The sequence below is a fragment of the Candidatus Pantoea rara genome (assembly GCF_051136265.1).
Lineage (GTDB): Bacteria > Pseudomonadota > Gammaproteobacteria > Enterobacterales > Enterobacteriaceae > Pantoea > Pantoea rara.
Genome location: NZ_CP194942.1, coordinates 857,549 through 884,201, shown reverse-complemented (window position 1 = coordinate 884,201; position 26,653 = coordinate 857,549). Strand labels below are relative to the sequence as shown.

20 protein-coding genes are annotated in these 26,653 nt (G+C 56.2%); 4 read left to right on the top strand and 16 right to left on the bottom strand.

Annotation, left to right across the window (positions count from 1 at the left end; all coding sequences use genetic code 11):
- Position 1: 1 nt before the first annotated feature.
- On the bottom strand, positions 2–1,417 hold the full coding sequence (gene cysG, locus ACR8BF_RS04275) for a siroheme synthase CysG (protein ID WP_179898429.1): 1,416 nt from the start codon (positions 1,415–1,417) through the stop codon (positions 2–4).
- Positions 1,418–1,782: 365 nt separating this feature from the next.
- On the opposite strand from cysG, the gene ACR8BF_RS04270 reads away from it, so the two are divergent.
- Positions 1,783–2,796, top strand: coding sequence for an aminopeptidase (locus ACR8BF_RS04270; RefSeq protein ID WP_179898430.1), 1,014 nt, complete (start codon positions 1,783–1,785; stop codon positions 2,794–2,796).
- Positions 2,797–2,811: 15 nt separating this feature from the next.
- Positions 2,812–2,997: a hypothetical protein gene (locus ACR8BF_RS04265; RefSeq protein ID WP_179898431.1), complete on the top strand. Its 186-nt coding sequence runs from the start codon at positions 2,812–2,814 to the stop codon at positions 2,995–2,997.
- 60 nt (positions 2,998–3,057) lie between these two features.
- Here the strand turns inward: ACR8BF_RS04265 and ACR8BF_RS04260 are convergent, their stop codons facing one another.
- From ACR8BF_RS04260 to cysJ, 3 genes are read right to left on the bottom strand one after another with little or no spacing between them, the layout of a single operon-like run.
- On the bottom strand, positions 3,058–3,792 hold the full coding sequence (locus ACR8BF_RS04260) for a phosphoadenylyl-sulfate reductase (protein ID WP_004571209.1): 735 nt from the start codon (positions 3,790–3,792) through the stop codon (positions 3,058–3,060).
- Positions 3,789–5,510 (bottom strand): assimilatory sulfite reductase (NADPH) hemoprotein subunit, encoded by a 1,722-nt coding sequence (cysI, locus tag ACR8BF_RS04255; RefSeq protein WP_434745587.1) that lies wholly within the window; start codon positions 5,508–5,510, stop codon positions 3,789–3,791. Before cysI ends, ACR8BF_RS04260 begins: the two co-directional genes overlap by 4 nt.
- Entirely contained in the window at positions 5,510–7,321 is a 1,812-nt protein-coding gene (gene cysJ, locus ACR8BF_RS04250) for an NADPH-dependent assimilatory sulfite reductase flavoprotein subunit (protein WP_179898433.1), read from the bottom strand. Before cysJ ends, cysI begins: the two co-directional genes overlap by 1 nt.
- Positions 7,322–7,620: 299 nt before the next feature.
- Between cysJ and queD the strand changes: the two genes are divergently transcribed.
- Positions 7,621–7,980, top strand: coding sequence for a 6-carboxytetrahydropterin synthase QueD (gene queD, locus ACR8BF_RS04245; protein WP_179898434.1), 360 nt, complete (start codon positions 7,621–7,623; stop codon positions 7,978–7,980).
- Positions 7,981–8,077: 97 nt separating this feature from the next.
- On the opposite strand, the gene queE is transcribed toward queD, so the two are convergent.
- The 6 genes from queE to rlmD form a co-directional block, all read right to left on the bottom strand.
- Positions 8,078–8,749, bottom strand: a complete 672-nt coding sequence (gene queE / locus ACR8BF_RS04240; protein ID WP_179898435.1) for a 7-carboxy-7-deazaguanine synthase QueE — start codon at positions 8,747–8,749, stop codon at positions 8,078–8,080.
- A 149-nt stretch (positions 8,750–8,898) separates the two neighbouring features.
- Positions 8,899–10,194 carry a phosphopyruvate hydratase gene (gene eno / locus ACR8BF_RS04235; protein WP_179898436.1) on the bottom strand — a complete coding sequence of 432 codons (1,296 nt, stop codon included), beginning with the start codon at positions 10,192–10,194 and terminating at the stop codon, positions 8,899–8,901.
- 76 nt (positions 10,195–10,270) lie between these two features.
- Positions 10,271–11,908 carry a glutamine hydrolyzing CTP synthase gene (gene pyrG / locus ACR8BF_RS04230; RefSeq protein ID WP_434745586.1) on the bottom strand — a complete coding sequence of 546 codons (1,638 nt, stop codon included), beginning with the start codon at positions 11,906–11,908 and terminating at the stop codon, positions 10,271–10,273.
- Positions 11,909–12,138: 230 nt separating this feature from the next.
- A complete protein-coding gene (mazG, locus tag ACR8BF_RS04225; protein WP_434745585.1) occupies positions 12,139–12,927 on the bottom strand; it encodes a nucleoside triphosphate pyrophosphohydrolase in 789 nt (262 codons plus the stop codon).
- A gap of 158 nt (positions 12,928–13,085) precedes the next feature.
- Positions 13,086–15,317 (bottom strand): GTP diphosphokinase, encoded by a 2,232-nt coding sequence (gene relA / locus ACR8BF_RS04220; RefSeq protein WP_292987638.1) that lies wholly within the window; start codon positions 15,315–15,317, stop codon positions 13,086–13,088.
- Positions 15,318–15,346: 29 nt separating this feature from the next.
- Positions 15,347–16,663 carry a 23S rRNA (uracil(1939)-C(5))-methyltransferase RlmD gene (gene rlmD / locus ACR8BF_RS04215; protein WP_434745584.1) on the bottom strand — a complete coding sequence of 439 codons (1,317 nt, stop codon included), beginning with the start codon at positions 16,661–16,663 and terminating at the stop codon, positions 15,347–15,349.
- A gap of 94 nt (positions 16,664–16,757) precedes the next feature.
- Between rlmD and barA the strand changes: the two genes are divergently transcribed.
- The gene (gene barA / locus ACR8BF_RS04210; protein WP_314985779.1) at positions 16,758–19,487 is read left to right on the top strand and encodes a two-component sensor histidine kinase BarA; all 2,730 of its coding nucleotides are present in this window, start codon (positions 16,758–16,760) and stop codon (positions 19,485–19,487) included.
- A 171-nt stretch (positions 19,488–19,658) separates the two neighbouring features.
- On the opposite strand, the gene ACR8BF_RS04205 is transcribed toward barA, so the two are convergent.
- The 6 genes from ACR8BF_RS04205 to ACR8BF_RS04180 form a co-directional block, all read right to left on the bottom strand.
- On the bottom strand, positions 19,659–20,798 hold the full coding sequence (locus tag ACR8BF_RS04205; protein ID WP_179898441.1) for a glycerate kinase: 1,140 nt from the start codon (positions 20,796–20,798) through the stop codon (positions 19,659–19,661).
- Between the two features lie 73 nt (positions 20,799–20,871).
- Positions 20,872–21,756 (bottom strand): 2-hydroxy-3-oxopropionate reductase, encoded by an 885-nt coding sequence (gene garR, locus ACR8BF_RS04200; protein ID WP_314985778.1) that lies wholly within the window; start codon positions 21,754–21,756, stop codon positions 20,872–20,874.
- A gap of 19 nt (positions 21,757–21,775) precedes the next feature.
- Positions 21,776–22,546 (bottom strand): 2-dehydro-3-deoxyglucarate aldolase, encoded by a 771-nt coding sequence (gene garL / locus ACR8BF_RS04195; protein WP_179898443.1) that lies wholly within the window; start codon positions 22,544–22,546, stop codon positions 21,776–21,778.
- Between the two features lie 44 nt (positions 22,547–22,590).
- Positions 22,591–23,922 (bottom strand): glucarate dehydratase, encoded by a 1,332-nt coding sequence (gene gudD / locus ACR8BF_RS04190; RefSeq protein WP_292987648.1) that lies wholly within the window; start codon positions 23,920–23,922, stop codon positions 22,591–22,593.
- A 10-nt stretch (positions 23,923–23,932) separates the two neighbouring features.
- Complete coding sequence (locus ACR8BF_RS04185; protein WP_314985777.1) at positions 23,933–25,279, bottom strand: enolase C-terminal domain-like protein; 1,347 nt, start codon at positions 25,277–25,279, stop codon at positions 23,933–23,935.
- Positions 25,276–26,637 (bottom strand): MFS transporter, encoded by a 1,362-nt coding sequence (locus ACR8BF_RS04180; protein ID WP_314985776.1) that lies wholly within the window; start codon positions 26,635–26,637, stop codon positions 25,276–25,278. The genes ACR8BF_RS04185 and ACR8BF_RS04180 overlap by 4 nt, the downstream gene beginning before the upstream one ends.
- Positions 26,638–26,653: the final 16 nt, after the last annotated feature.

Here is a 26,653-nt window from a genome sequence, read left to right as displayed (position 1 = left end):
CTCAAGCCAGATTGACAACGGCGGACTCGCGAGCCCCCTGCTGTGCCGAATGTTTAAACCAGGCGAGTTGCCCGTGCAGATTAACCACCTCGCCGATCACCAGTAGCGCCGGAGTAGGTGCTGAGGCGGCCAGCGCCTCAAGTTGTTCTAAGGTGCCGGTCAGCACCTGTTGATCCTGACGGGTGCCGCGACTGATTACCGCCACCGGCGTTGACGGCGCACGACCGTGCTGAATCAGCGCCTGGCTGATGGCAGCCGCTTTAACCGTTCCCATGTAGATCGCCAGCGTCTGACGCGCACGCGCCAGCGATGGCCAGTCAATGTCATCCCCATCGGGACGGCAGTGACCGGTAATAAACATCACGCTCTGCGCGTAATCGCGATGGGTCAGCGGAATACCGGCATAGGCTGTCGCCCCGGCAGCCGCGGTAACGCCCGGCACCACCTGGAAAGGAATGCCCGCCTGCTGCGCCGCCTGCAGTTCTTCGCCGCCACGGCCAAAGATAAACGGATCACCACCTTTAAGGCGGACAACACGCTTGCCTTTCAGCGCCAGTGAAACCAGTAACTGGTTTATCTCTTCCTGCGGCAACGTGTGTGCGCTGGCCCGTTTGCCGACGCAGATGCGATCGGCGTCGCGGCGCACCAGATCCAGTACTTCTTCGCTGACCAGATGGTCATAGAGCACCACATCGGCTAACTGCATCACCTGCAGCCCGCGCAGCGTCAGCAGGCCGCTGTCACCAGGCCCGGCTCCCACCAGAAAAATTTCGCCCTGGCGGGTCGGCTCTTCCTGCAGTTCACGGTCCAGCGTGCGTTTCGCCTCTTCGACGTTACCGGCTGACATCTCACTGGCGAACCGGCCGTTAAAAGCCCTTTCCCAGAAGCGCCGACGATCAGACATGCGGCTGAAGCGCTGTTTGACTTTATCGCGCCAGAGTCCGGCCACTTCTGCCATCTGGCCGAGGCTGGCGGGCAGCAGCGTTTCGATTTTTTCGCGCAGCATGCGTGCCAGCACCGGTGCAGTGCCGCTGGAGGAGATCGCCACCACCAGCGGTGAGCGGTCAACAATCGAGGGGAAGATGAAGGTGCATTTTGGCTGGTCATCCACCACGTTAACCAGCTTATGCCGCGCGTTAGCGGCTTCAAACACCTGGGCGTTGAGATGGTTGTCATCGGTGGCAGCAATCACCAGGAAAACGCCATCCAGCTGGGACGGATCAAATTCGGTCGCCAGCCACTCCAGCTCCTGCTTATCCAGCAGTTCCTGCAGTTCAGGGCAAAGTTCACGAGAGGCGATCAGAACGCGCGCACGCGCACGACGCAACAGTTCAATTTTTCGCGACGCAATATCTCCACCGCCGACAACCAGAACCGGGCGGCCAGAGAGATCGGCAAAAAGAGGCAAATAGTCCACGTTAACCCTGATGTTTTAACTTTGTATTAACGCGACTATACGTCGCTGGGTTTATCCAGATGAAATTACGAATTGGAATGAGTAGTTACCGAATGGAATAACGACGCCGCAAAGCACAGAACAATTTGGTCTTAGCAGATGAAATTTAATGCCTTTTTCGTGAACAGGTTCACAGATTCGCACTCGTTCCTGCGGCTGTAAAAGCAGATAAGTGCCAGCGATAAGTGCGCGTCGCTTCTTTCTGTTCACGCAGCGCCCGATTCCGCTAACCAGGTCGCAGAACAAAAAGAGTATAATACGCGCGACATGACTGGCCCTGGCCGGCATGCAGCACGCCTCCCGGATAATGAAAAGAAGGATGCATTATGTTTTGTTCCCTCCGCTTGAGGGTAGCGACAGCTTTTTTTGGCGCACTCATTTCCCCGCTGGCGCTGGCCTCGCAAACTGGCCAGTTTGCCGAACAGCAGGTCCGGCACATCGCCACTTATTTCCCTGGCCGCATGAGCGGCAGTCCGGCTGAGCTGATGGCCGCTGACTACCTGCAACAGCAATTTACCGCGCTGGGTTATAAAACCAATACCCGCCAGTTCAACACCGGCTATAAGTGGCAGGAAGATGACGGCACGCAGCGCTGGCATAAGCTCACGGCCACTTCGGTGATTGCTGCGCGCGCAGGCAGCGTGCCGCAGGAGATTCTGATCGTGGCGCATCTGGATACCTGGACGCCGCAAAACAGCAACCAGGTCCATCATAATCTGGGTGGCTTACGGCTGCAGGGTGTTGACGATAATGCGTCCGGCCTTGGCGTGATGCTGGAGCTGGCACAGCAGCTGAGTCGCAAGCCGCTGCACTATGGCATCCGCTTTGTAGCCCTGAGCGCCGGAGAAATGGATTTGCACGGCATGGATGATTATGTTGAGCGTATGAGCGCGCGCGAAAAGAAGAACACGTTGCTGGTCATCGATCTCAACAGCCTGATCACCGGCGATCATCTCTATTTCAATAGCGGCATGAACACGCCCAGGGCGGTGCGCAAGCAGACCAGCGATCGCGCCCTGCTACTGGCGCGTCAGCAGGGCATTCCCGCCGCCAGTCATCAGCTGAATCGCAAGGACTTTAACGGTCTGAATGCCTTCGACAAGGCGGGCTTTCCGTTGCTGGATGTCACCGCCAGCAACTGGACGCTGGGTAACAAAGATGGCGCGCTGCAGCGTCATCGCAGCCCGCACTTTCCTGATGGCGTGACCCGTCATCAGACTGACCTGGATAATCTGAGCTATATCGACCGCTGGCTGCCGGGTCAGATAGCCGTGCGAACCCGCGACAGCATCCGCGTGCTGCTGCCGCTGATCAGCGAACTGAGCAATCCCAAAGTGTGATGGTCTGATAGGTACGTGGTCTTTCTGAATTATTTTCGTCCGATAGAAGACGTTGACGCGCTGCTGGTCAGGGAGATGGAACGTGAAGCGCTGGAGGCGATCTTAGCGGAAGATCCGTTTGTCGCGGTGGCAGAGTATGAGGTGACGAAAGTGAATGTGACCCGTGCAGCGGAGGCGTTTGCCGGATTAAAAGGCGTTTAACCTCCCGCCTGACGGTCGCGAAACACTTCTCTCCCTGATTTCAGGGAGAGAAGTACGGCATTAGCCTTCGTGCAGACCACACTCACGCTTAAGACCGAAGAAGCGTGTCTCTTCTTCTGCCATACCCGGCTCCCACTTGCGGGTGGTATGGGTATCGCCCACCGAAAGATAACCTTCATCCCACAGCGGATGGTACTTCAGCTTGTGCTGCTCCAGATACTGATGAATCTGGCGGTTATCCCAGTCGATAATCGGCAGCAGCTTGAAGACGCCACGCTGCACGCCCAGCACCGGCAGATTCGCCCGGCTGCCGGACTGGTCGCGGCGCAGGCCGGCAAACCAGGTCTGCGCGCCCAGGGTTTCAATAGCGCGGTTCATCGGCTCGACTTTGTTGATCTCGTTATATTTCTCAATCCCCTCAACGCCCTGCTCCCACAGTTTGCCGTAACGCGCTTCCTGCCAGGCCGGTGAGGTTTCAGCACGAAACACTTTGAGGTTGAGATTGAGCTGGTCTGCCAGCTCATCAATAAAACGATAGGTCTCCGGGAACAGATAGCCGGTGTCAGTCAGGATCACCGGAATATCGGGCTGCTGACGCGTCACCAGATGCAGCGACACCGCGGCCTGAATACCGAAACTGGAGGAGAGCACATAGGCGCCCGGCAGATTCTCCAGCGCCCAGCTGACCCGCTCTTCCGCTGATGACTTCTCCAGCTGCGCATTGGTCGCAGCCAGCGCCATTGCACGCTGGACTTTGGACATCTCATTCAGTGCTGCGAGGTCGGGCTGACTCATTTTGCTTCCTCCCAAAAATCGCGTGCCGGGTCCAGCACCGGCGCAACAATGCCCGCGCGGATGGTGAAGTCACCAAAGCCTTCTGCGGCCTGGCGCTCGGTCGCCCAGCGTCCCACCAGCTCATCAATCGTGGCGAGAATTTCGCTTTCGTTAATGTTTTCACGGTACATACGGGGAATACGCGTTCCGCTGCGGTTTCCGCCCAGATGCAGGTTGTAGCGGCCTGGCGCTTTACCCACCAGACCCAGCTCAGCCAGCATGGCACGGCCACAACCGTTCGGACAACCAGTAACGCGTAACACTATGTGCTCATCGCCGACGCCATGCGCGTGCATGATCCCTTCCACTTTGGTCACAAACGCTGGCAGGAAACGTTCGGCTTCTGCCATCGCCAGCGGACAGGTCGGGAACGCGACGCAGGCCATCGAGTTTTCGCGCTGAGGCGTGACGTGGTCCATCAGACCATGTTCACGGGCGATCGCTTCGATCTGCGCTTTTTCACTTTCCGGCACGCCTGCCACAATCAGATTCTGATTAGCGGTCAGGCGGAAATCGCCCTGATGGATTCTGGCAATTTCAGCGATGCCGCTTTTCAGCGGTCGGCCCGGATAGTCGAGCAGTCGGCCATTTTCAATAAACAGCGTGAGGTGCCATTTATTGTCGATGCCTTTGATCCAGCCAATGCGATCGCCACGGGTGGTGAACTCGTACGGACGGATCGGCTCAAACGTCACACCGGCACGTTTTTCAACTTCTGCTTTAAAGGTCTCGACGCCAACGCGTTCCAGGGTGTACTTAGTTTTGGCGTTTTTACGGTCGGTACGGTTACCCCAGTCGCGCTGAGTCGTGACAACCGCCTCGGCCACATCAAGGATCTTCTCAACCGGGAAATAACCAAACTCGCTGGCGGTGCGCGCATACGTTGCTTTGTTACCGTGCTCAATCGACAGGCCGCCGCCCACCAGCAGGTTGAAGCCCACCAGCTTGCCGTGCTCGGCGACCGCGACAAAGTTCAGATCGTTGGCATGCAGATCCACATCGTTATGCGGCGGGATCACTACCGTGGTTTTGAATTTACGCGGCAGATAGGTTTCACCGAGGATCGGTTCTTCATCGGTGGTGGCGACTTTTTCTTTATCCCACCAGATCTCTGCATAGGCACGGGTGCGTGGCAGCAGATGCTCAGAGAGCTTCTTCGCCCACTCATAGGCTTCCTGATGCAGTTCCGATTCCACCGGATTCGAAGTACAGAGCACATTACGGTTCACATCGTTGGCGGTCGCCAGCGCATCCAGTCCGACTTCATGCAGCATCTGGTGCGTTGGCTTGACGTTCTTCTTCAGAATACCGTGAAACTGGAAGGTCTGACGGTTGGTCAGACGGATGCTGCCATAAATGGTTTTATCGGTGGCAAATTTGTCGATGGCCAGCCACTGGGTCGGCGTAATGATGCCACCCGGCAGTCGGCAGCGCAGCATCATTGCATGGCGCGGTTCCAGCTTCTGCTCGGCACGTTCGGCGCGAATGTCGCGATCGTCCTGCTGATACATGCCGTGAAAACGGATTAACAGGAAGTTGTCGCCGGTAAAACCGCCGGTCAGACCTTCTTCCAGATCTTCTTTGATGGTGCCGCGCAGATAGTTACTCTGCTTCTTCAGACGCTCAGCGTCTGTTAATTTGCCTTCGACAACCAGCGGTCCAGGGTGTTTATCACTCATTAGTAAACGTCTCGCTGATAACGGCGCTCAATGCGCAGCTCACTTAAAAATTCGTCGGCCGTTTCACGATCCATTCCGCCGTGTTCGACCACCACATCCAGCAGTGCCTGCTCGACGTCTTTTGCCATACGGTTCGCATCGCCACAGACATAAAGATGCGCGCCCTCTTCAATCCAGCGCCAGACTTCGGCCCCTTTCGCGCGGATCTTATCCTGTACGTAAATCTTCTCTGCCTGATCGCGTGACCAGGCGAGATCGATATTCGTCAGCAGACCATCCTTCACATATTTCTGCCACTCCACCTGATAGAGGAAATCGTCGGTGAAGTGCGGATTACCAAAGAATAGCCAGTTTTTGCCGCTGGCACCGTCGTTGTCGCGCTGCTGCATAAAGGCGCGGAACGGCGCGATGCCGGTGCCAGGGCCAATCATGATCACCGGCGCGTCCGGATTAGCCGGCAGGCGGAAATTGTCGTTGTGTTCGATGAAGACGCGGACTTCGCCCTCTTCTTCGATGCGATCGGCCAGCCAGGTCGATGCACCGCCGCCGCGCTGACGACCTTCAATATCAAAGCGCACGGCACCCACGGTGATGTGCACTTCGGACTCGGTTTCGGCCTGCGAAGAGGCAATAGAGTAGAGTCGCGGCGTCAGTGGTCGCAACATACTGGTCAGCTGTTCTGCAGTGAGTTCAGCTGGCGCCAGACGCACCATATCCACAATCGGATAGTGCTGCGCATACTGCTGCAACCTGGCTTTATCATCCACCAGCGACAGCAGCTCGGCGTTGCGGGACAGCTGGGCGTACTGCGACACGATCTGCGCAGTATTCACCGTCAGCTCGAAATGCTTCTGCAGCGCCTCAGCCAGCGGCAGGGTTTTGCCCTGAACCTCTACTGACTCATCGCCTTTCAGCCACACCAGCTCCAGCAGCTCGCTGACCAGCGCCGCGTCATTCTCATACCAGACGCCCAGCGCATCGCCAGGCTGGTAGCGCAGACCCGAGTCGCCCAGATCGATTTCGATATGGCGCACATCTTTGTCTGAGTCACGTCCTGTAATTTTCTGATTCACCGCCAGACTGGCGCTGAGCGGAGACTCTTTGCTGTAGGGACTGGTGGTGACTTCGTTGACGCTGCCTGCCGCTGTCGCCGCAGCCTGCGCCGGGGATTCGGTCGGCACGCGCTTTTTCAGAATTTCCGTCAGCGCACTGCGCCAGGCGGTAGCCTGCTCTGCATACTCGACGTCCGCATCGACGCGATCCAGCAGACGTTCGCCGCCCAGTTCGGCCAGACGAGTGTCAAAATCTTTGCCCGCCTGACTGAAGAATTCATAGGAGGTATCGCCCAGGCCAAACACCGCAAAAGCTGCACCGGCCATTTTGGGTGCCTTTTTCGACATCAGGAATTTATGCAGCGCCACCGCCTCTTCCGGCGGCTCGCCTTCGCCCTGGGTGGAGGTCACAACCACCAGCATTTTTTCCTGGCCAATCTGTTTGAATTTGTAATCACCGGCATTCACCAGATTGACGTTCAGCTTCGCGGCCAGCAGGTCATCACGCAACTGTTCAGCCAGACGACGGGCGTTACCGGTCTGGGAAGCGGAAAGCAGCGTAATGGCGGGCACTTCAGCCGGAGCAGGCGCGGATGCAGTGCTGGCGACGGCGCTACCCGGCGTCTGTTCAACCCGGCCCCAGAAATAGCCTGACAGCCACGCCAGTTGAGTCGGGGAATAATCTGTCGTCGCCGCCTGTAAGCGGGCGAGTTGTTCCGGGGAGAGCGGAAGCATTGAACCAGGTGCCTGAGTCGTCATCGCGTTAAAAATTCCAGTATCAGAAGTCCGGACCGTAAAGTGGCGGAAGAGTGCGTAGGTTACCGGTCCGTATATTAACGATTAAATACACCTTCGACATATCAAATAACCAAAATGACTAAATGGTTTTCCAGGTAGTCATAATCGTTAAAAGTGGTAAGCAAAGCGGTGATATATCAGTTAATTAGCTGGACGTCAGGGAGAGAACGCGCAGTAAAAGTATCGCTTTGTGCGGTGCGGGTGCGAAAAAAGCGGTAATCAGGTAGAATTCAGCGGTTTTTTAATGTCTGAGAACCACTATGTCTACCACCTTGTTTAAAGAGTTCCAGTTCGAAGCCGCGCACCATCTTCCGAATGTGCCGGCCGGACACAAATGTGGCCGTCTGCACGGTCATTCGTTCCTGGTTCGTCTGGAGATTACCGGCGAAGTGGATGCGCATACCGGCTGGGTTATGGATTTTGCTGAACTGAAGGCGGCGTTTAAGCCGGTCTACAATCGGCTGGACCACTACTATCTGAATGATATTCCTGGCCTGGAAAATCCCACCAGCGAAGTGCTGGCGAAATGGATCTGGGATCAGATGAAGCCAGAACTGCCGTTGTTGAGCGCGGTAATGATCAAAGAAACCTGTACTGCAGGCTGCGTTTACCGCGGCTAGGCCTGTCGGATCGAACCCTTCGATCCGACGCTATTCCCCTCTCCGTCACGCATCTGAATTCCCCTCTTCCCTGCGGTTAACCACTCAACGCGCTTTATCAGGCGATATTGAGGTATTTATGGGTCTGCATCGACAGACGCCAGTTGCGTGCAATGCAGGTTTCAATACAGAGTCGGGTGGCATCATCTTTGCGGCTGATCGGCTGTAACGCGATGATCCGGGCTTTGGTGTCATTTATCCCTGCCAGCAGCAGATCCAGCGCTTCCACATCACGCTCGCGCGCCACCGGATGTTTGATTTCATCGGCCCGGCTCAGCGCCTGGGGCAGCACATCGTAACCGCCGCGCATATTCACCTTCGGGGAAACGGTTACCCAGGTCTGTTCGGAACAGTGGATTTCGTGGGTGCCGCTGGTTTCAATCTGACACTGAAAACCGTGTTGTTCCAGCGCAGTCGTTAACGGACGCAGGTCGTAAATCGCTGGTTCACCGCCGGTGATCACCACGTGGCGCGCCGTCCAGCCCTGCTGTGCAATGGCGCTCACCAGGCTCGCCGCGTCGGCATCACCCCAGGCATCGCTTTCCACTGTCTTGATCAAAATATCGCCCAGCGACGTTTCCCGATCTGTCCGCTTTTCCCAGGTGTGCTTGGTATCGCACCAGCTACAGCCCACCGGGCATCCCTGCAGGCGAATGAAAATGGCAGGCACGCCGGTGTAATAACCTTCGCCCTGCAGTGTCTGGAACATTTCGTTAATCGGGTAGAACATTTTTTACTCGCCTGGAGAAATCGGGGCGCTGATTATGCCAGCGTGTGCCGCACAACAACAGCTGCGCGACACGAAAAAGCAAAAGCCCCGCACAAGGCGGGGCTTTCAGAATATGCGATGCCGCTTAACGCGACATCAGCACAGGGTCATTACTGACCTTTAACTTCTTTCAGACCGTTGAATGGCGCTTTAGAACCCAGCGCTTCTTCGATACGGATCAGCTGGTTGTACTTAGCAACACGGTCAGAACGGCTCATTGAACCGGTTTTGATCTGGCCCGCTGCAGTACCTACTGCCAGGTCAGCGATGGTCGCATCTTCGGTTTCGCCTGAACGGTGAGAGATCACGGCAGTGTAGCCCGCGTCTTTCGCCATTTTGATCGCAGCCAGAGTTTCGGTCAGAGAACCGATCTGGTTGAATTTGATCAGAATGGAGTTAGCGATACCTTTATCGATACCTTCTTTCAGGATTTTGGTGTTGGTGACGAACAGGTCATCGCCCACCAGCTGGATTTTGTCGCCCAGAACTTTAGTCTGGTAAGCGAAGCCGTCCCAGTCAGATTCGTCCAGGCCATCTTCGATAGATACGATCGGATACTGTTTAGTCAGATCTTCCAGGAAGTGGGTGAACTCTTCAGACGTGAACGCTTTACCGCCTTCACCGGCCAGAACATATTTGCCATCTTTGTAGAACTCAGATGCCGCACAGTCCATCGCCAGGGTGATGTCTTTGCCCAGCTCGTAGCCTGCTGCTTTTACCGCTTCAGCGATAACTGCCAGCGCTTCGGCGTTGGAAGCCAGGTTAGGCGCATAGCCGCCTTCATCACCGACTGCCGTGCTCATGCCTTTGCTTTTCAGCACTTTTGCCAGGTTGTGGAAAACTTCAGAACCCATACGGATAGCTTCTTTCAGTGTAGAAGCGCCAACCGGCTGGATCATGAATTCCTGGATGTCGACGTTGTTGTCGGCATGTTCGCCGCCGTTGATGATGTTCATCATTGGCAGTGGCATAGAGTATTTTCCTGGGGTGCCGTTCAGTTCAGCGATGTGCTCATACAGCGGCTGACCTTTTGAAGCTGCAGCAGCTTTAGCCGCTGCCAGTGAAACAGCCAGAATGGCGTTAGCACCGAAGTTAGATTTGTTCTCAGTACCGTCCAGGTCGATCATGATCTTATCGATGTTCGCCTGATCTTTCGCGTCTTTGCCTTTTACCGCTTCAGCAATCGGACCGTTTACTGCAGCAACGGCTTTAGTTACGCCTTTGCCCATATAACGTGATTTGTCACCGTCACGCAGTTCCAGCGCTTCGCGTGAACCGGTAGAGGCACCTGATGGCGCAGCGGCCAGGCCTACGAAACCGCCTTCCAGATGCACTTCAGCTTCAACAGTCGGGTTACCACGTGAGTCGATAATTTCGCGACCGATGACTTTTACGATTTTGGACATTACGATTTTCCTCAGTACAAGTTAGTCAATCCTAAGACAAGCAACGCGCGAAAAGTTCGCGCACTGCCTGTGAAACTTACTTCGCTAAACGCTTCTGATGCTCATGCGCGGCTTTAACAAAGCCGGCAAACAACGGATGGCCGTCGCGTGGGGTCGAGGTAAACTCAGGGTGGAACTGGCAGGCCACAAACCACGGATGGTTCGGGATCTCAATAATCACAACCAGTTGATCATCACCCGAGCGACCTGCTACGCGCAGACCGGCTGCTTCAATCTGCTTTAACAGCATATTGTTCACTTCATAGCGGTGGCGATGGCGCTCAACGATGGTGTCAGAGCCGTAGAGCTGGCGAACCTGGCTGCCCGGCGTTAACTGACACTGCTGGCTGCCCAGACGCATGGTGCCGCCCAGATCGCTCTGCTCGCTGCGGACTTCGACGTTGCCCTCTTCGTCACGCCATTCGGTGATTAATGCCACCACCGGGTATTTACAGTCTGGCACAAATTCAGTGGAGTTGGCGCCAGGCATGCCAGCGACATTGCGGGCAAACTCCATCAGCGCGACCTGCATACCCAGGCAAATGCCGAGGTAAGGCACGTTGTTTTCACGTGCGTACTGCGCGGTCATCAGCTTGCCTTCCACGCCACGGTAACCGAAGCCACCTGGAATCAGAATCGCATCCAAATCTTTCAGTAATTCGACACCACGTGACTCAACATCCTGCGAATCGATCAGTTTGATGTTCACAGTAACGCGATTTTTCAGACCGCCATGTTTCAGCGCTTCGATAACTGACTTATAGGCATCCGGCAGCTCAACATACTTGCCCACCATGCCGATGGTGACTTCACCACCTGGATTAGCTTCTTCGTAGATCACCTGCTCCCACTCGGCCAGATTGGCTTCCGGTGCGTTCAGGTTGAAGCGCTTGCAGATATAGTCATCCAGACCCTGCGATTTCAGCATGCCAGGAATCTTGTAGATGGAATCGACGTCTTTCAGCGAGATAACCGCTTTTTCAGGGACGTTACAGAACAGGGCGATTTTGGCGCGTTCATTAGCCGGTACGGCACGGTCAGAACGGCAAATCAGCACGTCTGGCTGGATACCAATCGACAGCAGCTCTTTTACAGAGTGCTGAGTCGGTTTGGTTTTCACTTCACCCGCCGCCGCCATATAAGGCACCAGCGTCAGGTGCATATACATCGTGTGTTCGCGGCCCACATCTACGGCCATCTGGCGAATCGCTTCCAGGAACGGCAGTGATTCGATATCCCCTACCGTGCCGCCGATTTCGACCAGCACCACATCATGACCTTCACCGCCTTCAATAATGCGTTCTTTGATGGCATTGGTGATGTGCGGGATAACCTGAATGGTTGCGCCCAGATAATCGCCACGGCGCTCTTTGCGCAGGACTTCTGAGTAGATACGGCCGGTGGTGAAGTTGTTACGACGCGACATTTTGGTACGGATGAAGCGCTCGTAGTGACCCAAATCCAGATCGGTTTCAGCGCCGTCATCAGTGACGAAAACTTCACCGTGCTGCGTCGGGCTCATGGTGCCTGGATCCACGTTGATATACGGGTCCAGCTTCATGATGGTCACGTTCAGACCACGGGCTTCAAGAATGGCTGCGAGGGAGGCTGCGGCAATGCCTTTACCCAGAGAGGAAACGACCCCGCCGGTCACAAAAATATAATTCGTTGTCATGCTGAACCTGAGAGTTTAGGTTTAAAGACGGTGGAATAACCAGGACGGGAAAACAGTATACTGGAAACCGCTATCAGCCACAATTGATGAATCACAGCCATCCTCCAACGCATTGCTGCGCCTTAACATAGCGGATAGCTGCCGATGAAATGTTGATGTGCGTCACAAAGTTGCCGCCACGCTGAATCGAGTAAGCGCAAGCGGCGACTTAATGCACAGCGCTGGAATAATCAGCACTTCTCGCCCTGTTTCACCTGCTGCCAGGCCGCTTCCATCTGTTCCAGCGTTGCACCCGGCATGCTCAGCCCCTGCGCAGCGATGATCGCTTCCACTTCGCGGAACCGGCGCTCAAACTTGTCATTGGCCTTTTGCAGCGCGGTTTCTGCTTTGCTGCCAAGATGGCGTGACAGATTAACCGTGGCAAACAGCAGATCGCCAATCTCCTCTTCCAGCTTCTCGCCATCCACCACGCTCTGCTGCGCCTCATGCATCACTTCATCAATCTCTTCATGCACTTTCGCTACAACCGGTCCCAGCGTGGTCCAGTCAAAGCCGACATTGTGGCAACGCTTCTGAATCTTATGGGCGCGCATCAACGCAGGCAGGGCTTTGGGGATATCGTCCAGCGCGGAATGCTGGGCTTTATCAGCCCGCTCGGCAGTTTTAATCGCTTCCCAGTTTTTCAGCACTTCGCTGCTGGTTTCTGCCGTGGCATCGCCAAAAATATGCGGATGGCGGCGCTCCAGCTTGTCGCTGATCGCGTGGCAGATATCCTCAAAATTGAAGCGTTCCTGTTCGCTGGCCATCTGCGCATAAAACACCACCTGAAAAAGCAGGTCGCCCAGCTCGCCGCGCAGGTCGTCAAAATCTTCGCGCTGAATAGCGTCCAGCACTTCATAGGTCTCTTCCAGCGTGTAGGGCGCGATGGTGGCGAAGGTCTGTTCACGATCCCACGGGCAGCCATGTTGTGGATCGCGCAAGGTTTTCATAATGCCAAGCAGGCGCTCAATAGCGTTCATTCAGAGAGGTCCTTGAGTAGTCAGGTGACAGGCAACGGGCGAAGAGGCAAGGCGTGCAACATGGCCGGACGCGGTGAACAGCGTCCGGCCATGTTTTAAGGTGCAGAAAACGCCCTCGCAACCTCCTGTTGCCGGTTGCCGCAGTGCCTGACTGAATATCAGTGCAGGCGGCGGGCGTCAATGATATCAGAGACCTGGTTCAGGCGTGCCAGGACACGTCCCAGTACCTGGTGATTGTAGATCTCGATATCCATGTCGATGGTCGCCAGCTGCTTTTTAGTGTCGCTGCGGCTTGAAACACCCAGTACATTCACTTTCTCATTGGCGAGAATGGTAGTAATGTCGCGCAGTAAGCCGCTGCGATCATTGGCGGTGACACGCACCACCAGCGAGTAGCCGCTGGAGTAGCTTTCGCCCCACACCGCATCGACGATACGTTCCGGCGCGTGGGAAGTGAGTTCAGCCAGCTGGTCGCAGTCGGCGCGGTGAATGGAGATACCGCGCCCCTGTGTGATGAAGCCGACAATGTCATCCCCCGGAATCGGCTGGCAGCAGCGGGCAATGTGGTGCATCAGATTGCCAACGCCTTCCACGACCACGCGTCCACTCTCTTTACGGGCGGAGGGGGTATACGATTTCTGGGTCAGCTGACGCAGCGCTTCGCGATCTTCCTCTTCGGCGCTTGGCTTGTTGAGCTTCGCCTGCAGGAAGTTAACCATCTGGTTAAGACGAATATCCCCGCCGCCAATCGCCGCCAGCAGCTCTTCAAGCGAGGTCACGTTATAACGCGGCAGCAGCAGTTTTTCCGCTTCGCGCAGGCTGATATCCAGTTGATTCAGTTCGTTATCCAGAATTTGTCGTCCGGCGACAATGTTCTTGTCACGATCCTGTTTGCGGAACCAGTTGTGGATCTTCGAGCGCCCGCGGCTGGTCGTGATGTAGCCCAGATTCGGATTGAGCCAGTCACGGCTCGGGTTCGGCTGCTTCTGGGTGATGACTTCAACCTGATCGCCCATCTGCAGCTGATAGGTGAACGGCACGATGCGGCCACCAATTTTCGCGCCGATGCAGCGGTGACCGATATCACTGTGAATATGGTAGGCGAAGTCGAGCGGCGTCGATCCGGCAGGCAGATCCACGACGTCGCCTTTCGGGGTAAAGACGTAGACCCGATCATCAAACACCTGGCTGCGGACTTCTTCCAGTAGCTCGCCAGAGTCTGCCATCTCTTCCTGCCAGCTGATCAGTTTACGCAGCCAGGCAATACGCTCTTCGTGACCCGCTGCGCCACGTGCGCTGCTGCTGGAAGGGCCTTCTTTATATTTCCAGTGCGCCGCAACACCCAGCTCGGCATCTTCATGCATCTGGCGGGTACGGATCTGTATCTCCACCGTTTTACCCTGCGGGCCTAATACCACCGTATGAATTGACTGGTAGCCGTTGGGTTTGGGGTTAGCGACGTAGTCATCAAACTCGCTGGGCAGATGGCGATAGAGCGTATGCACCGTGCCCAGCGCGCCGTAGCAATCCTGCAGGCGGTCGGCCACAATGCGCACCGCACGCACGTCAAACAGCTCATCAAAGGCCAGCGACTTTTTCTGCATCTTGCGCCAGATGCTATAGATATGTTTCGGACGACCATAGACTTCGGCGCGCACGCCCTCTTTGGCCATCTCTTTGCGCAGGTTGCTGACGAAATTATCGATGTACTGCTCGCGGTCGATTCTTCGCTCATGCAGTAATTTGGCAATGCGCTTATATTCGTCGGGATGCAGGTAGCGGAAGCAGTAATCTTCCAGCTCCCATTTGAGCTGACCAATACCCAGACGGTTGGCCAGTGGCGCATAGATGTTGGTGCTCTCTTTGGCGGCCAGTACGCGCTCATCTTCCGGCGCATCTTTCATTTCGCGCAGGTTCATGATGCGTTCGGCCAGCTTCAGCACCACGCAGCGGAAATCTTCCACCATCGCCAGCAGCATACGGCGGACATTATCGACCTGTTCAGAGGCCATGGAGTCGTTGTGGATCGCTTTCAGCTGGCGGATGGCGTCCATATCGCGCACGCCATGTACCAGCGAGACGATGCCTTTGCCGACGGCATTTCCCAGCTCCTCTTCGCTCACCACTTCATCGTTAGCCAGCGGGAAAATCAGCGCCGCACACAAGCTTTCGATATCCATGCTGAGCATTGAGAGGATTTCCACCATCTCAATACCGCGCCACAGCAGCAGTGACTGATCGGGATGGCCCTGCGTCTGCGCTTCGCAGTAGCGCCAGGTCTCAGCAACGCGTTGACATGATTGCGGGTTGGCAATACCGAGACTGGCGATCCACTGGTCGAGGGCGAAATCCCCCTCAGTATTTAAATGCGCACTTCTGACCGCAACCATAACCTCTCCTGCACAACGACTTACATCGCTTATGTTTTTCTGAACAGCACCATGGATTCGAGATGACGGGTATGTGGGAACATATCCAGCATCGCGACCCTTTCCAAGTGGTAGCCTGCCGACAGCAATGTCTGGCTGTCGCGGGCGAGTGTTGTGGGATTACACGAAACATAGACCACGCGTTCTGGTGCAAGTTTAATCACATGCGCCATGACGCCCGCAGCCCCGGCGCGTGCCGGATCGAGTAATACCTTGTTAAAACCCTGTGCCGCCCACGGCTGGCGCGACACCTCTTCTTCCAGATTATGCTGAAAGAAACTTACATTTTTAAGATTATTCAAATCAGCATTATACTCTGCCTGCCGCACTAATGCTGCAATCCCCTCCACACCAACCACATTATGTACGAAGATTCCTATAGGAAGTGTGAAGTTTCCCATGCCGCAAAACAGATCCAGAACCCGGTCTTCCGGCTGCAGTTCGAGCCAGGCGATCGCCTTCGCCACCATCTGCTGATTAATACCATCGTTAACCTGAATAAAATCCTGTGGGCTAAAGGTTAGCTTAAGCTGATGAGATTGATAAAACGGCGTCGACTCACTAAGCGCGATCAATGCTTCATCGCCGGCATCCAGAAACAGCATCAGCTGATGCTTATGCGAAAACTGTTCCAGTTTTTCACGGTCATCGGCATGCAGCGCATCAAGATGGCGCAGAATCATCAGCGGGCCATTGTCGGCCAGCACCAGTTCCACATGGCCGAGACGCCTGACGGCACGTAAGTCGCTGAGACACTGATGCAGCGGAACCAGTAATGCCTCAAGTTCGGGCGCTAAAACAGGGCAATGCTGAATATTCACCAGATCGTTACTGGCTTCCTGTCGGAATCCCATCTGCAGCCGCTGCGCTTTATTTTGCCATTGCAGACCCAGACGAGCGCGACGGCGATAGCCCCAGGGCTGACCGGCAATCACCTCATCCACCGTCACGTTCTGTGCCGAAGTCTGGCTCAGCATCCGGCTTAGCGCCTGGGCTTTACTCTGCTGTTGCAGCGCCACATCGGCATGCTGCTGCTGGCAGCCACCGCAGCGATCGTAGTGTGGGCAGCGCGGTGTGACGCGCGCCGGGCTGCGACTAATCAGTCGTGTGACTTTCGCCCGGGCAAATTGACGTTTATCCTCTGTCAGCATGACCTCCGCCTGTTCCCCCGGCAGGGCACCCGTAACAAACAGGGTTTTGCCCTTGTGGCGCGCCACCCCTTGTCCGAACGGGTCGAGCTCCTCAATGGTGACGGTGATCCGTTGTTGCGTCGTCACGCGCTGTTTTGCAACGTAGAATTGCGCCATAGTGTTATTCATTCTCTTTATCGAAAACGGCCTGCATCGTTTTTATCGACAGCATGCACAGGGACGTTAATGCCGGAGTAGCCAGGCGACTATTATGACCAAATACAGCCTGCGGGCGCGAATGATGATTTTAATTCTGGCACCCACGCTGATGGTTGGCCTGCTGCTCAGCTCATTTTTTGTGGTGCATCGCTACAATGAACTGCAGCGTCAGGTGATCGATGCCGGAGCCAACATCATCGAACCGCTGGCGATCTCCAGTGAATACAGCATGACCTGGCACAACCGTGACGCCATGCGTGAACTGGTGAGCCTGCTGCACCGTCGCCACTCCGGCATCGTCCGGGCGATCTCGGTGTTTGATAATCATAACCAGCTCTACGTCACTTCCAATCACAAGCAAAACCTCAGCCTGCTGCAACAGGATGATATCCGCGGCCTGCCCGATGATGTCTCGATGGAGCGTCATGGCAACATACTTATTCTGCGCACGCCGATTACCAGCGAGCGTTACGATGTGGATGAATTACCGGATGAAGATGCTAAGCCATCGGGCAATCCGCTGGGCTATGTGGCGATAGAACTGGATTTGCAGTCGGTGCGGCTGCAGCAGTACAAAGAGGTGTTTGTCGCCACGCTGATGCTGCTCTTCTGCCTGTGTCTCGCCATGCTCTTTGCTTATCGTCTGATGCGCGATGTGACCGGCCCGATCCGCAATATGGTCACCACCGTTGACCGCATTCGTCGCGGCCAGCTCGACAGCCGCGTTGAGGGCTACATGCTGGGTGAACTCAGCATTCTGAAAAACGGTATCAATGCGATGGCGATGTCTTTAACCGCCTATCACGAAGAGATGCAGCACAATATCGACCAGGCGACCTACGATTTACGTGAAACGCTGGAACAGCTGGAAATTCAGAACGTTGAACTGGATCTGGCGAAAAAACGCGCCCAGGAAGCGGCGCGTATTAAATCTGAGTTTCTGGCCAATATGTCCCATGAGCTGCGAACGCCGCTCAATGGTGTGCTGGGCTTTACCCGGCAGATGCTGAAAACTCAGTTGCGCACTACGCAGCGCGACTATATGCAGACCATCGAACGTTCCGCTAATAATCTGCTCAGTATTATCAATGACGTGCTCGATTTTTCGAAGCTGGAAGCGGGCAAGCTGATGCTGGAGGCTATCCCCTTCCCGCTGCGCGCCACGCTGGATGAAACGCTGGTGCTGCTGGCCCCGTCGGCGCATGAAAAAGGGCTGGAGCTGACGGTGGTGTGTGACAGCAGCGTGCCGGACAACGTGATTGGCGATGCGCTGCGCCTGCAACAGATTCTGATTAACCTGATCGGTAACGCCATCAAGTTTACCGAAAAAGGATATATCGGCCTGCGCGTGGGACAACGGGTAATTACGCAGTCGCGCGTCGAGCTGGAGATTCAGGTCGAGGACACCGGTATCGGCATCTCGGAGCTGCAACAGACGCAGCTGTTCCAGGCGTTCCGTCAGGCTGACGCCAGCATTACACGTCGTCACGGCGGCACCGGGCTGGGGCTGGTTATCACCCAGAAACTGGTGCGGGAGATGGGCGGTGAAATCACCTTCAGCAGCCAGCCGGATCAGGGCTCTGTCTTTGTCATTCGCGTGCAGCTGGATCTCAACCCGAATGCGCCCGGCATGCCACGCGTGCTGGAGGCGCTCTCCAATGTGCGCATTGCCTATGTGGAAGCGGATGCAAACGTTGCCAGCCCGGCGCTGGAGATGCTGAGCGCCACACCATTGCAGATCGACTACAGCGAAACACTGGAGGGATTGAAAGAGCCTCACTACCCACTGCTGCTGATGGCGATGCCGATCGATATCAGCCAGCCCGAACTGCTTAATGAGCGCCTGATTAATGGGCTGCTGGACCGGGCAGACAATGTGCTGATGGCGCTTCCCAGCCCGATGATGTTGCTGGCTGATGAACTGAAGGTGCGCGGCATTGATGGCTGTATCGCTAAGCCGATCTCCCTGACGCGACTCCTGCCGATGTTACTGGATCTGCATACCCGTCAGATCAGTGAAGTGCCGCTTTCGCCGCGCCTGCCGCTGACGGTGATGGCCGTAGATGATAACCCCGCCAACCTCAAGCTGATTGGCGCGCTGCTGGAGGAGCAGGTGCAGAGCATCCTGCTGTGCAGCAGTGCTGAACACGCCATTCGCGAGGCGCGCCAGCAGTCGCTGGATGTCATTCTGATGGATATTCAGATGCCTGAGATAGATGGGATTCGCGCCAGCGAAATTATTCGCAGCATGTCCCATCATGCAAGTACACCGATTGTAGCGGTGACCGCCCATGCCATTGATGGCGAACGTGAACAACTGATCAAGGCGGGCATGAATGACTACCTGGCCAAGCCGATTGATGAAAGCAAGTTAAGACAGCTGCTGGCGCGCTATACGCCACCGCCAGTGGTCTCTGTGCCGGAACTGCTGCCGATATTACCCACGCTGGACTGGCAACTGGCGCTGCGACAGGCGGCGAATAAACCCGATCTGGCGCGTGATCTGCTCCGGATGCTGCTGGAGTTTTTACCGGAAGTGCATGCGAAGATGGCGCAGTCTATGGCGGCCAATGAGGTCAATGCCCTGCGTGAGATCATTCATAAGCTACACGGCAGCGCCAGCTACAGCGGCGTGCTGCGTATGAAGCAGCTTTGTCATCAGCTGGAGCGTGGGCTGCTGGAGGCCAGCGATATTGCCGCGCTAGAGCCGGAACTGCTGGAGCTGCAGGATGAAATGGAGAACGTTGCCAGAGAAGCCCGGCAGTTCTTAGGCATTGTGTAAGGCTTCTGCGATTCTGTCGCTATCGCAGAAGCTCACCGGGCTGCGGATCAGCGCTGACTGACCGCAACCGGATGTAATAAAGATTGCCGGCTGACGCTGTGAGTACACGCATCGCGTCAGACCTTCAGCCTGCTGAATCCCGCCAGGGTCAGTTGACCGTCCGCTTCCCGCTTATTTAAACCCGGCGACTTTAAGTGTGGCGGCCACATTACGCGCCGTCATCTCAACATTCTTTCCGGCACTGGCAAGTGCCTCATCCAGCGTGCAGATACTGTAGAGCACGCTGAATACCGCATCGATACCATGCTGATGGACCACGCCGACATCCGCCGTCAGGCTTCCGGCGATGCCAATCACCGGCTTGTTAAAACGCTTTGCCACACTGGCAACCCCAATTGGCACCTTGCCATTAATACTCTGGCTGTCGATGCGCCCTTCACCCGTAATCACCAGGTCAGCATCTTTCACCTCTTCAGCCAGCCCCAGCGCCTCCGTGACAATCTCAATGCCGCGCCGCAGTTCTGCCTGACAGAAGGCGTGAAGCGCCGCACCCATACCGCCCGCAGCGCCGCCGCCTGGAATATGCAGCACATCAATATCGAGATCGCGATGGATAATCGCGGCGTAATGGGCCAGCGCCTGATCGAGTTGCTGCACCAGTGCCGGTGTCGCCCCTTTCTGCGGGCCGAAAATGGCCGAAGCGCCCTCTTTGCCGGTCAGCGGATTAGTGACGTCGCAGGCCACTTCGATACGGCACTGATGAATGCGGGCATCCAGAGCATCAATATCAATGCTGGCAAGATCAGAGAGCGCACCGCCACCGTAACCAATCTCGCTGCCATGATCATCCAGCAATCGTGCGCCCAGCGCCTGCATCATCCCGGCGCCGCCATCATTGGTGGCGCTGCCACCGATACCAACAATGATGTGGCCGACGCCCTTATCCAGCGCATGTCTGATCAACTCGCCGGTGCCGAATGAGGTCGTTATCAGCGGGTCACGCTGTGAAGCAGGCACCCGCTCCAGTCCGCTGGCCGCTGCCATTTCGATAAAGGCAGTGGACTCATCACCGGACAGACCATAAAAGGCATCAACCTGCGTGCCCAGCGGCCCGGTCACCTTCAGCCTGACGATTTTTCCCTTCGTCGCCGCTACCATCGCTTCTACCGTTCCTTCACCACCGTCGGCGACCGGTATTTTCACGTAATGCGCATCGGGGAAGATGTCACGGAAACCCGCTTCAATCGCCGATGCCACATCCAGGGCGGATAAACTCTCTTTATATGAATCCGGTGCGATTACGATTTTCATAGGCAATCCGAGCGCAGTTGAGTGATTGAAATGGCGCTTAACCAGTCCGGTTTTGGGAGACCGGTACCCGGTTTTAGCGGGCGATTTCAACCTTCGCTAACTTCTCATAATAGCAGGCCAGCGCGCTGTGGTCGGCGTTACCCTGTCCGTCGTTACGCAGCGCCTGCATCATCTCCATCACCGCCGCAGTCAGCGGCAGATGCGCACCGATGCTGTGCGAAGTATCCAGCGCGTTCGCCAGATCCTTGATATGCAAATCAATACGGAAGCCAGGCTTGAAGTTACGATCCATCACCATCGGCGCTTTGGCATCCAGCACTGTACTGCCGGCAAGGCCGCCGCGAATCGCCTGATAGACCAGATCCGGATTTACCCCTGCTTTGGTCGCCAGTGATAACGCCTCTGACATCGCCGCAATGTTCAGCGCCACAATGACCTGGTTAGCCAGCTTCGTCACGTTACCTGCGCCGATGTCGCCGGTATGCACCACCGATCCCGCCATGGACTTCATGATGTCATAGCAGGCATCAAACACCGCTTTATCACCGCCAACCATCACAGAAAGTGTGCCTTCAATTGCTTTGGGCTCACCACCACTGACCGGCGCATCGAGCATTTTTATCTGCTTTTCTGCCAGCGCATCATGCACTTCCCGGCTCGCCAGTGGCGCAATCGAACTCATGTCGATGACCACCAGGCCTGGCTTCGCCCCTTCAATAATGCCGTTTTTACCCAGACAAACATCAATGACCTGCGGTGAGTTGGGCACCATGGTAATCACCACATCACACAGCTCAGCCACCTCTTTAGGCGTTTTTGCCACGGTTGCGCCCAGTTTAGCCAGCTCCGCTTCGTTTTCGACGTTGTTGTCGCGTACCACCAGCGAATAACCGGCTTTCACCAGATTTTTACTCATGGGTTTGCCCATAATGCCCAGGCCGATGAATCCAATTTTCATTGCGTTTCCCCTTAATCGATTAGCGCTTAAATTTGTCGCATAACGCCTGCGAGGCGTTGCGGAACATCCCGACATCGCTGCCGACGGCCACAAAGGTGGCGCCCCACTCCAGATAGCGACGCGCGTCCGCTTCTACCGGTGCCAGAATGCCGCTCGGCTTACCGGCGGCTTTGGCACGTTCAAAAATGTGTTTAATCACTTTCAGCACGTCAGGATGTGCGGGCTGACCGAGATAGCCCAGCGCAGCGGAGAGATCGCCCGGCCCGACGAATATACCGTCGACGCCGTCCACCGCTGCGATCGCGTCAATGTTGTCGACTGCCTGCTGCGTTTCGATCTGCACCAGCACCGTGATGTTGTCATTGATGGTGCTGTTGTAATCCGGCAGCGTGCCGTACATGTTGCTGCGGTGCGACACCGAGACACCGCGAATACCGGCTGGCGGATAGCGGGTTGAGGCGACGGCTCGCAGAGCTTCCTCTTCGGTCTCGACAAAGGGCACCAGGAAGTTGTTAAACCCGATATCCAGCAGACGCTTAATGATCACCGGCTCGTTGCAGGGCGGCCGCACCACGGGCGCACTGTGGCTGCCTTTCAGCGCCATCAGTTGCGGTACAAAGGTCGTGATGTCGTTGGGCGCGTGCTCTCCATCCAGGACCAGCCAGTCGAAACCGGCAAGCCCCAGAATTTCAGTCGAAATCGGGCTGGCCAGCGCGCACCAGCTGCCAATCAGGGTGTCGCCCGCTAACAGGCGACGACGAAATCCATTGGGCCAGGCTGCATTACTCATGGTTGAACTCCTGTGACGATGGCTCCGCAGGGGAGCCGTAAAGGTTAACGTACCAGGCACGGGCGTTTATTGTCGAAAGTCCATCCCGGCACTAAAAATTGCATCGCTTCGGCATCGTCACGCGCGCCCAGACCCTGCTTCTGATAGAGCGCATTGGCCTGCATCACCTGATCCATATCCAGCTCCACGCCGAGACCCGGTTTCTGCGGCACCTGCACCATACCGCCTTTAATCTGGAACGGCTCTTTGGTCAGACGCTGATTGCCCTCCTGCCAGATCCAGTGGGTATCAATGGCGGTGATCGCGCCCGGCGCAGCCGCGGCAACGTGGGTGAACATCGCCAGCGAAATATCGAAGTGGTTATTGGAGTGCGAGCCCCAGGTCAGACCGAAGTCGTGACACATCTGCGCCACCCGCACCGAGCCCTGCATGGTCCAGAAGTGCGGGTCAGCCAGCGGAATGTCTACCGACTGTAGTGACAGGGTATGGCCCATCTGCCGCCAGTCGGTGGCGATCATATTGGTGGCAGTTGGCATGCCGGTAGCACGGCGGAACTCGGCCATCACTTCGCGGCCAGAGTAACCCTGTTCAGCTCCACAAGGGTCTTCCGCGTAGGCCAGCACATCTTTGAGCTGTTTGCCGAGCATGATCGCCTCGTTGAGCGACCAGGCCCCGTTGGGATCGAGAGTAATACGGGCTTCAGGAAAACGTTTTGCCAGCGCGGTAACGGCTTCGGCCTCTTCACCGCCGCGCAGCACGCCGCCTTTGAGTTTGAAATCGTTGAAGCCATATTTCTCATAAGCCGCTTCCGCCAGACGCACTACCGCATCCGGGGTGAGCGCCTCTTCATGGCGCAGGCGATACCAGTCGCACGGATCGTCCTGCTGGTTCTGATAAGAGAGCGAGGTTTTATTGCGGTCGCCGATGTAGAACAGGTAGCCGAGCATCTCAACGCGGTCGCGCTGCTGCCCGTCGCCCAGCAGCGAGGCGACATTAACGCCCAGGTGCTGGCCCAGCAAATCAAGCAGCGCCGCTTCAATGCCGGTCACCACATGGATTGTGGTACGCAGATCAAACGTCTGGTTGCCGCGCCCATTCGCATCGCGGTCCGCAAAGGTGCTGCGCACAAGGCTGAGGGTATTTTTGTACTCACCCAGCGTTTTGCCGATCACCAGCGAGGCGGCATCTTCCAGCGTCTGGCGGATTTTCTCGCCGCCCGGGATCTCGCCGACGCCAGTGTGTCCGGCGTTATCTTTGATAATCACAATATTGCGGGTAAAGAATGGCGAGTGAGCGCCGCTGAGGTTCAGCAGCATGCTGTCGTAGCCTGCGACCGGAATAACCTGCATGGCAGTCACTTTCGGTGTTGAACTCATCTCCTGCTCCTTATGCTGTTGCCCGGCCAAATGCCGGGCGCTTGCGATCAAAAGTCCAGCCGGGGACCAGATACTGCATCGCCGTGGCGTCGTTACGCGCACCGGCGGGCAGTGACTGATAAAGCTGATGGGCTTTGTTTACCTGCTCCCAGTCGAGCTCAATGCCCAGGCCAGGCGCATCCGGTACGGCAATTTTTCCGTTACGGATTTGCAGCGGATTTTTGGTCAGGCGCTGATCGCCCTCCTGCCAGATCCAGTGGGTGTCAATCGCGGTAGGATTACCCGGCGCTGCTGCACCAACATGGGTGAACATCGCCAGCGAAATATCGAAGTGGTTATTGGAATGGCAGCCCCAGGTTAGGCCCCACTCATCACATAACTGCGCGACACGTACAGCACCGCTCAGCGTCCAGAAGTGAGGATCGGCCAGTGGAATATCGACCGCATTGACCATCACCGCATGATTCATCTCGCGCCAGTTGGTGGCGATCATATTTGTGGCGACGGGCAGGCCGGTTGCGCGCCGGAACTCGGCCATCACTTCACGCCCGGAATAGCCCTGCTCTGCGCCGCACGGATCTTCAGCGTAGCTCAGCACATCCTTCATCCCTTTACACAGCGCGATTGCTTCATCCAGCAGCCAGGCACCATTGGGATCGACTGTGATACGGGCATCGGGAAAGCGCTGCTTCAGGGCTGCCGCTGTGGCGATCTCCTGCTCGCCGGGGAGCACGCCACCTTTGAGCTTGAAATCTTTAAAGCCATATTTATCCTGTGCCGCTTCAGCCAGACGCACCACCGCATCGCTGGTCAGTGCTTCCTGATGACGCAGGTGATACCAGTCGTGGCTGGCCTGCTCGCCGCTGAGATAAGGGAGGTCGGTTTTGCAGCGGTCGCCGAGATAAAACAGATAGCCCAGCACCGTGACTTCATCACGCTGTTTACCTGGCCCCAGCAGTTCAGCCACCGGTACGCCCAGGCACTGTCCCAACAGATCGAGCAGCGCCGCTTCCAGCGCGGCCACCGCATTGACCCGCAACTCAAAGGTCCAGGCACCGTTGCCGAAAGTGGTGAAGTCGGCCGACTGATTGCCTTTGTGCACCTGCTGCACCAGACGATTCATTCGGGCAATCTGCTGGCCTTTCACCTGCGGAATCGCCTCCACCAGCGTCTGATAGATGGTGTTACCGCCGGGCGCTTCACCGACGCCGGTGTGACCGGCACTATCGGTGAGCACCACGATGTTGCGGGTAAAGCAGGCGTTGTGCGCACCGCCAATATTGAGCAGCATGCTGTCGTAACCGGCGACCGGGATCACCTGCATCTCAGTAATCACCGGTGAACTTTGCGTATTCATGATGCGTCCTTACCGGGCCAGGTTTTCAGTTCGACACGTTTGATATCGCCAGCAATGACCAGGAAGCTGAATGCCGCGACAAAGGCATGAATGCCGACATAGACCAGCGCGCCTTCAAAAGAGCCACTCGTGGCAATGATGTAGCCGATGGCGATAGGGGTCACGATGCCGGAGAAGTTACCGAACATGTTAAACAAACCACCGCTCAGGCCGCTGATCTCTTTCGGCGCAGTATCTGCCATCACCGCCCAGCCCAGTGCACCGATGCCTTTACCAAAGAACGCCAGTGCCATAAAGAACACCACCAACCATTCGGTATCGGTGTAGTTACACATCACCATTGAAATAGAGAGCAGCATACCGAGTACGATCGGTGTTTTACGGGCGATATTCAGCGAGCCGGTTTTACGCATCAGCCAGTCGGAGATCACGCCGCCCAGTACACCGCCGAGGAAGCCGCACACCGCCGGAATCGAAGCAATAAAGCCCGCTTTGAGAATCGACATGCCGCGCGCCTGCACCAGATAAACCGGGAACCAGGTAATAAAGAAATAGGTTAAGGCGTTAACACAGTATTGACCGAGGTAGATACCCAGCATCATGCGTGACGTCAGCAGCTGCTTGATCTGGAACCACTTCTCGCTCCAGCTCACTTTGCGGCTATCCTTTTTCACATCCATATTGATCAGCGCACCGCCCTGCTCCATGTACTCCAGTTCAGCCTTGTTCACGCCAGGATGATCGGTAGGATCGTGGATCACTTTCAGCCAGATAAAGCTGAGGATGATGCCCAGGCCGCCCATGAACCAGAATACATGCGCCCAGCCCACGGATGAGACCAGCCAGCCCATGATCGGTGCGAAAATGACGGTAGCGAAGTATTGTGCTGAGTTGAAGATCGCCACGGCCGTGCCACGCTCCTGCGCCGGAAACCAGGCCGCGACAATGCGGCTATTACCAGGGAAAGATGGCGCTTCGGCCAGCCCCACCAGGAAACGCAGGATAAACAGCGACATGATAATGCCGAAGCCGCTGAACAGATCGACGAATCCCTGCAGAAAGGTAAACAGCGACCAGGTGAAGATGCTCCAGAAGTAGACGCGTTTTGAGCCGAAGCGATCGAGCAACCAGCCGCCCGGAATCTGACCAATAACGTACGCCCATGAGAAGGCAGAGAAGATATAGCCCAGTCCGACCGAATCAAGGCCGATATCTTTGGACATCGCCGAACCGGCGATCGAGATGGTAGCGCGGTCACCGTAGTTGAATGAGGTGACGATAAATAACATCACCACAATCCAGTAACGGGCATTGGTGCGTTTCTGCACCGTTTCCGCGGTCTGGCTAAAACTATTCATGATGCACTCCTGAAAT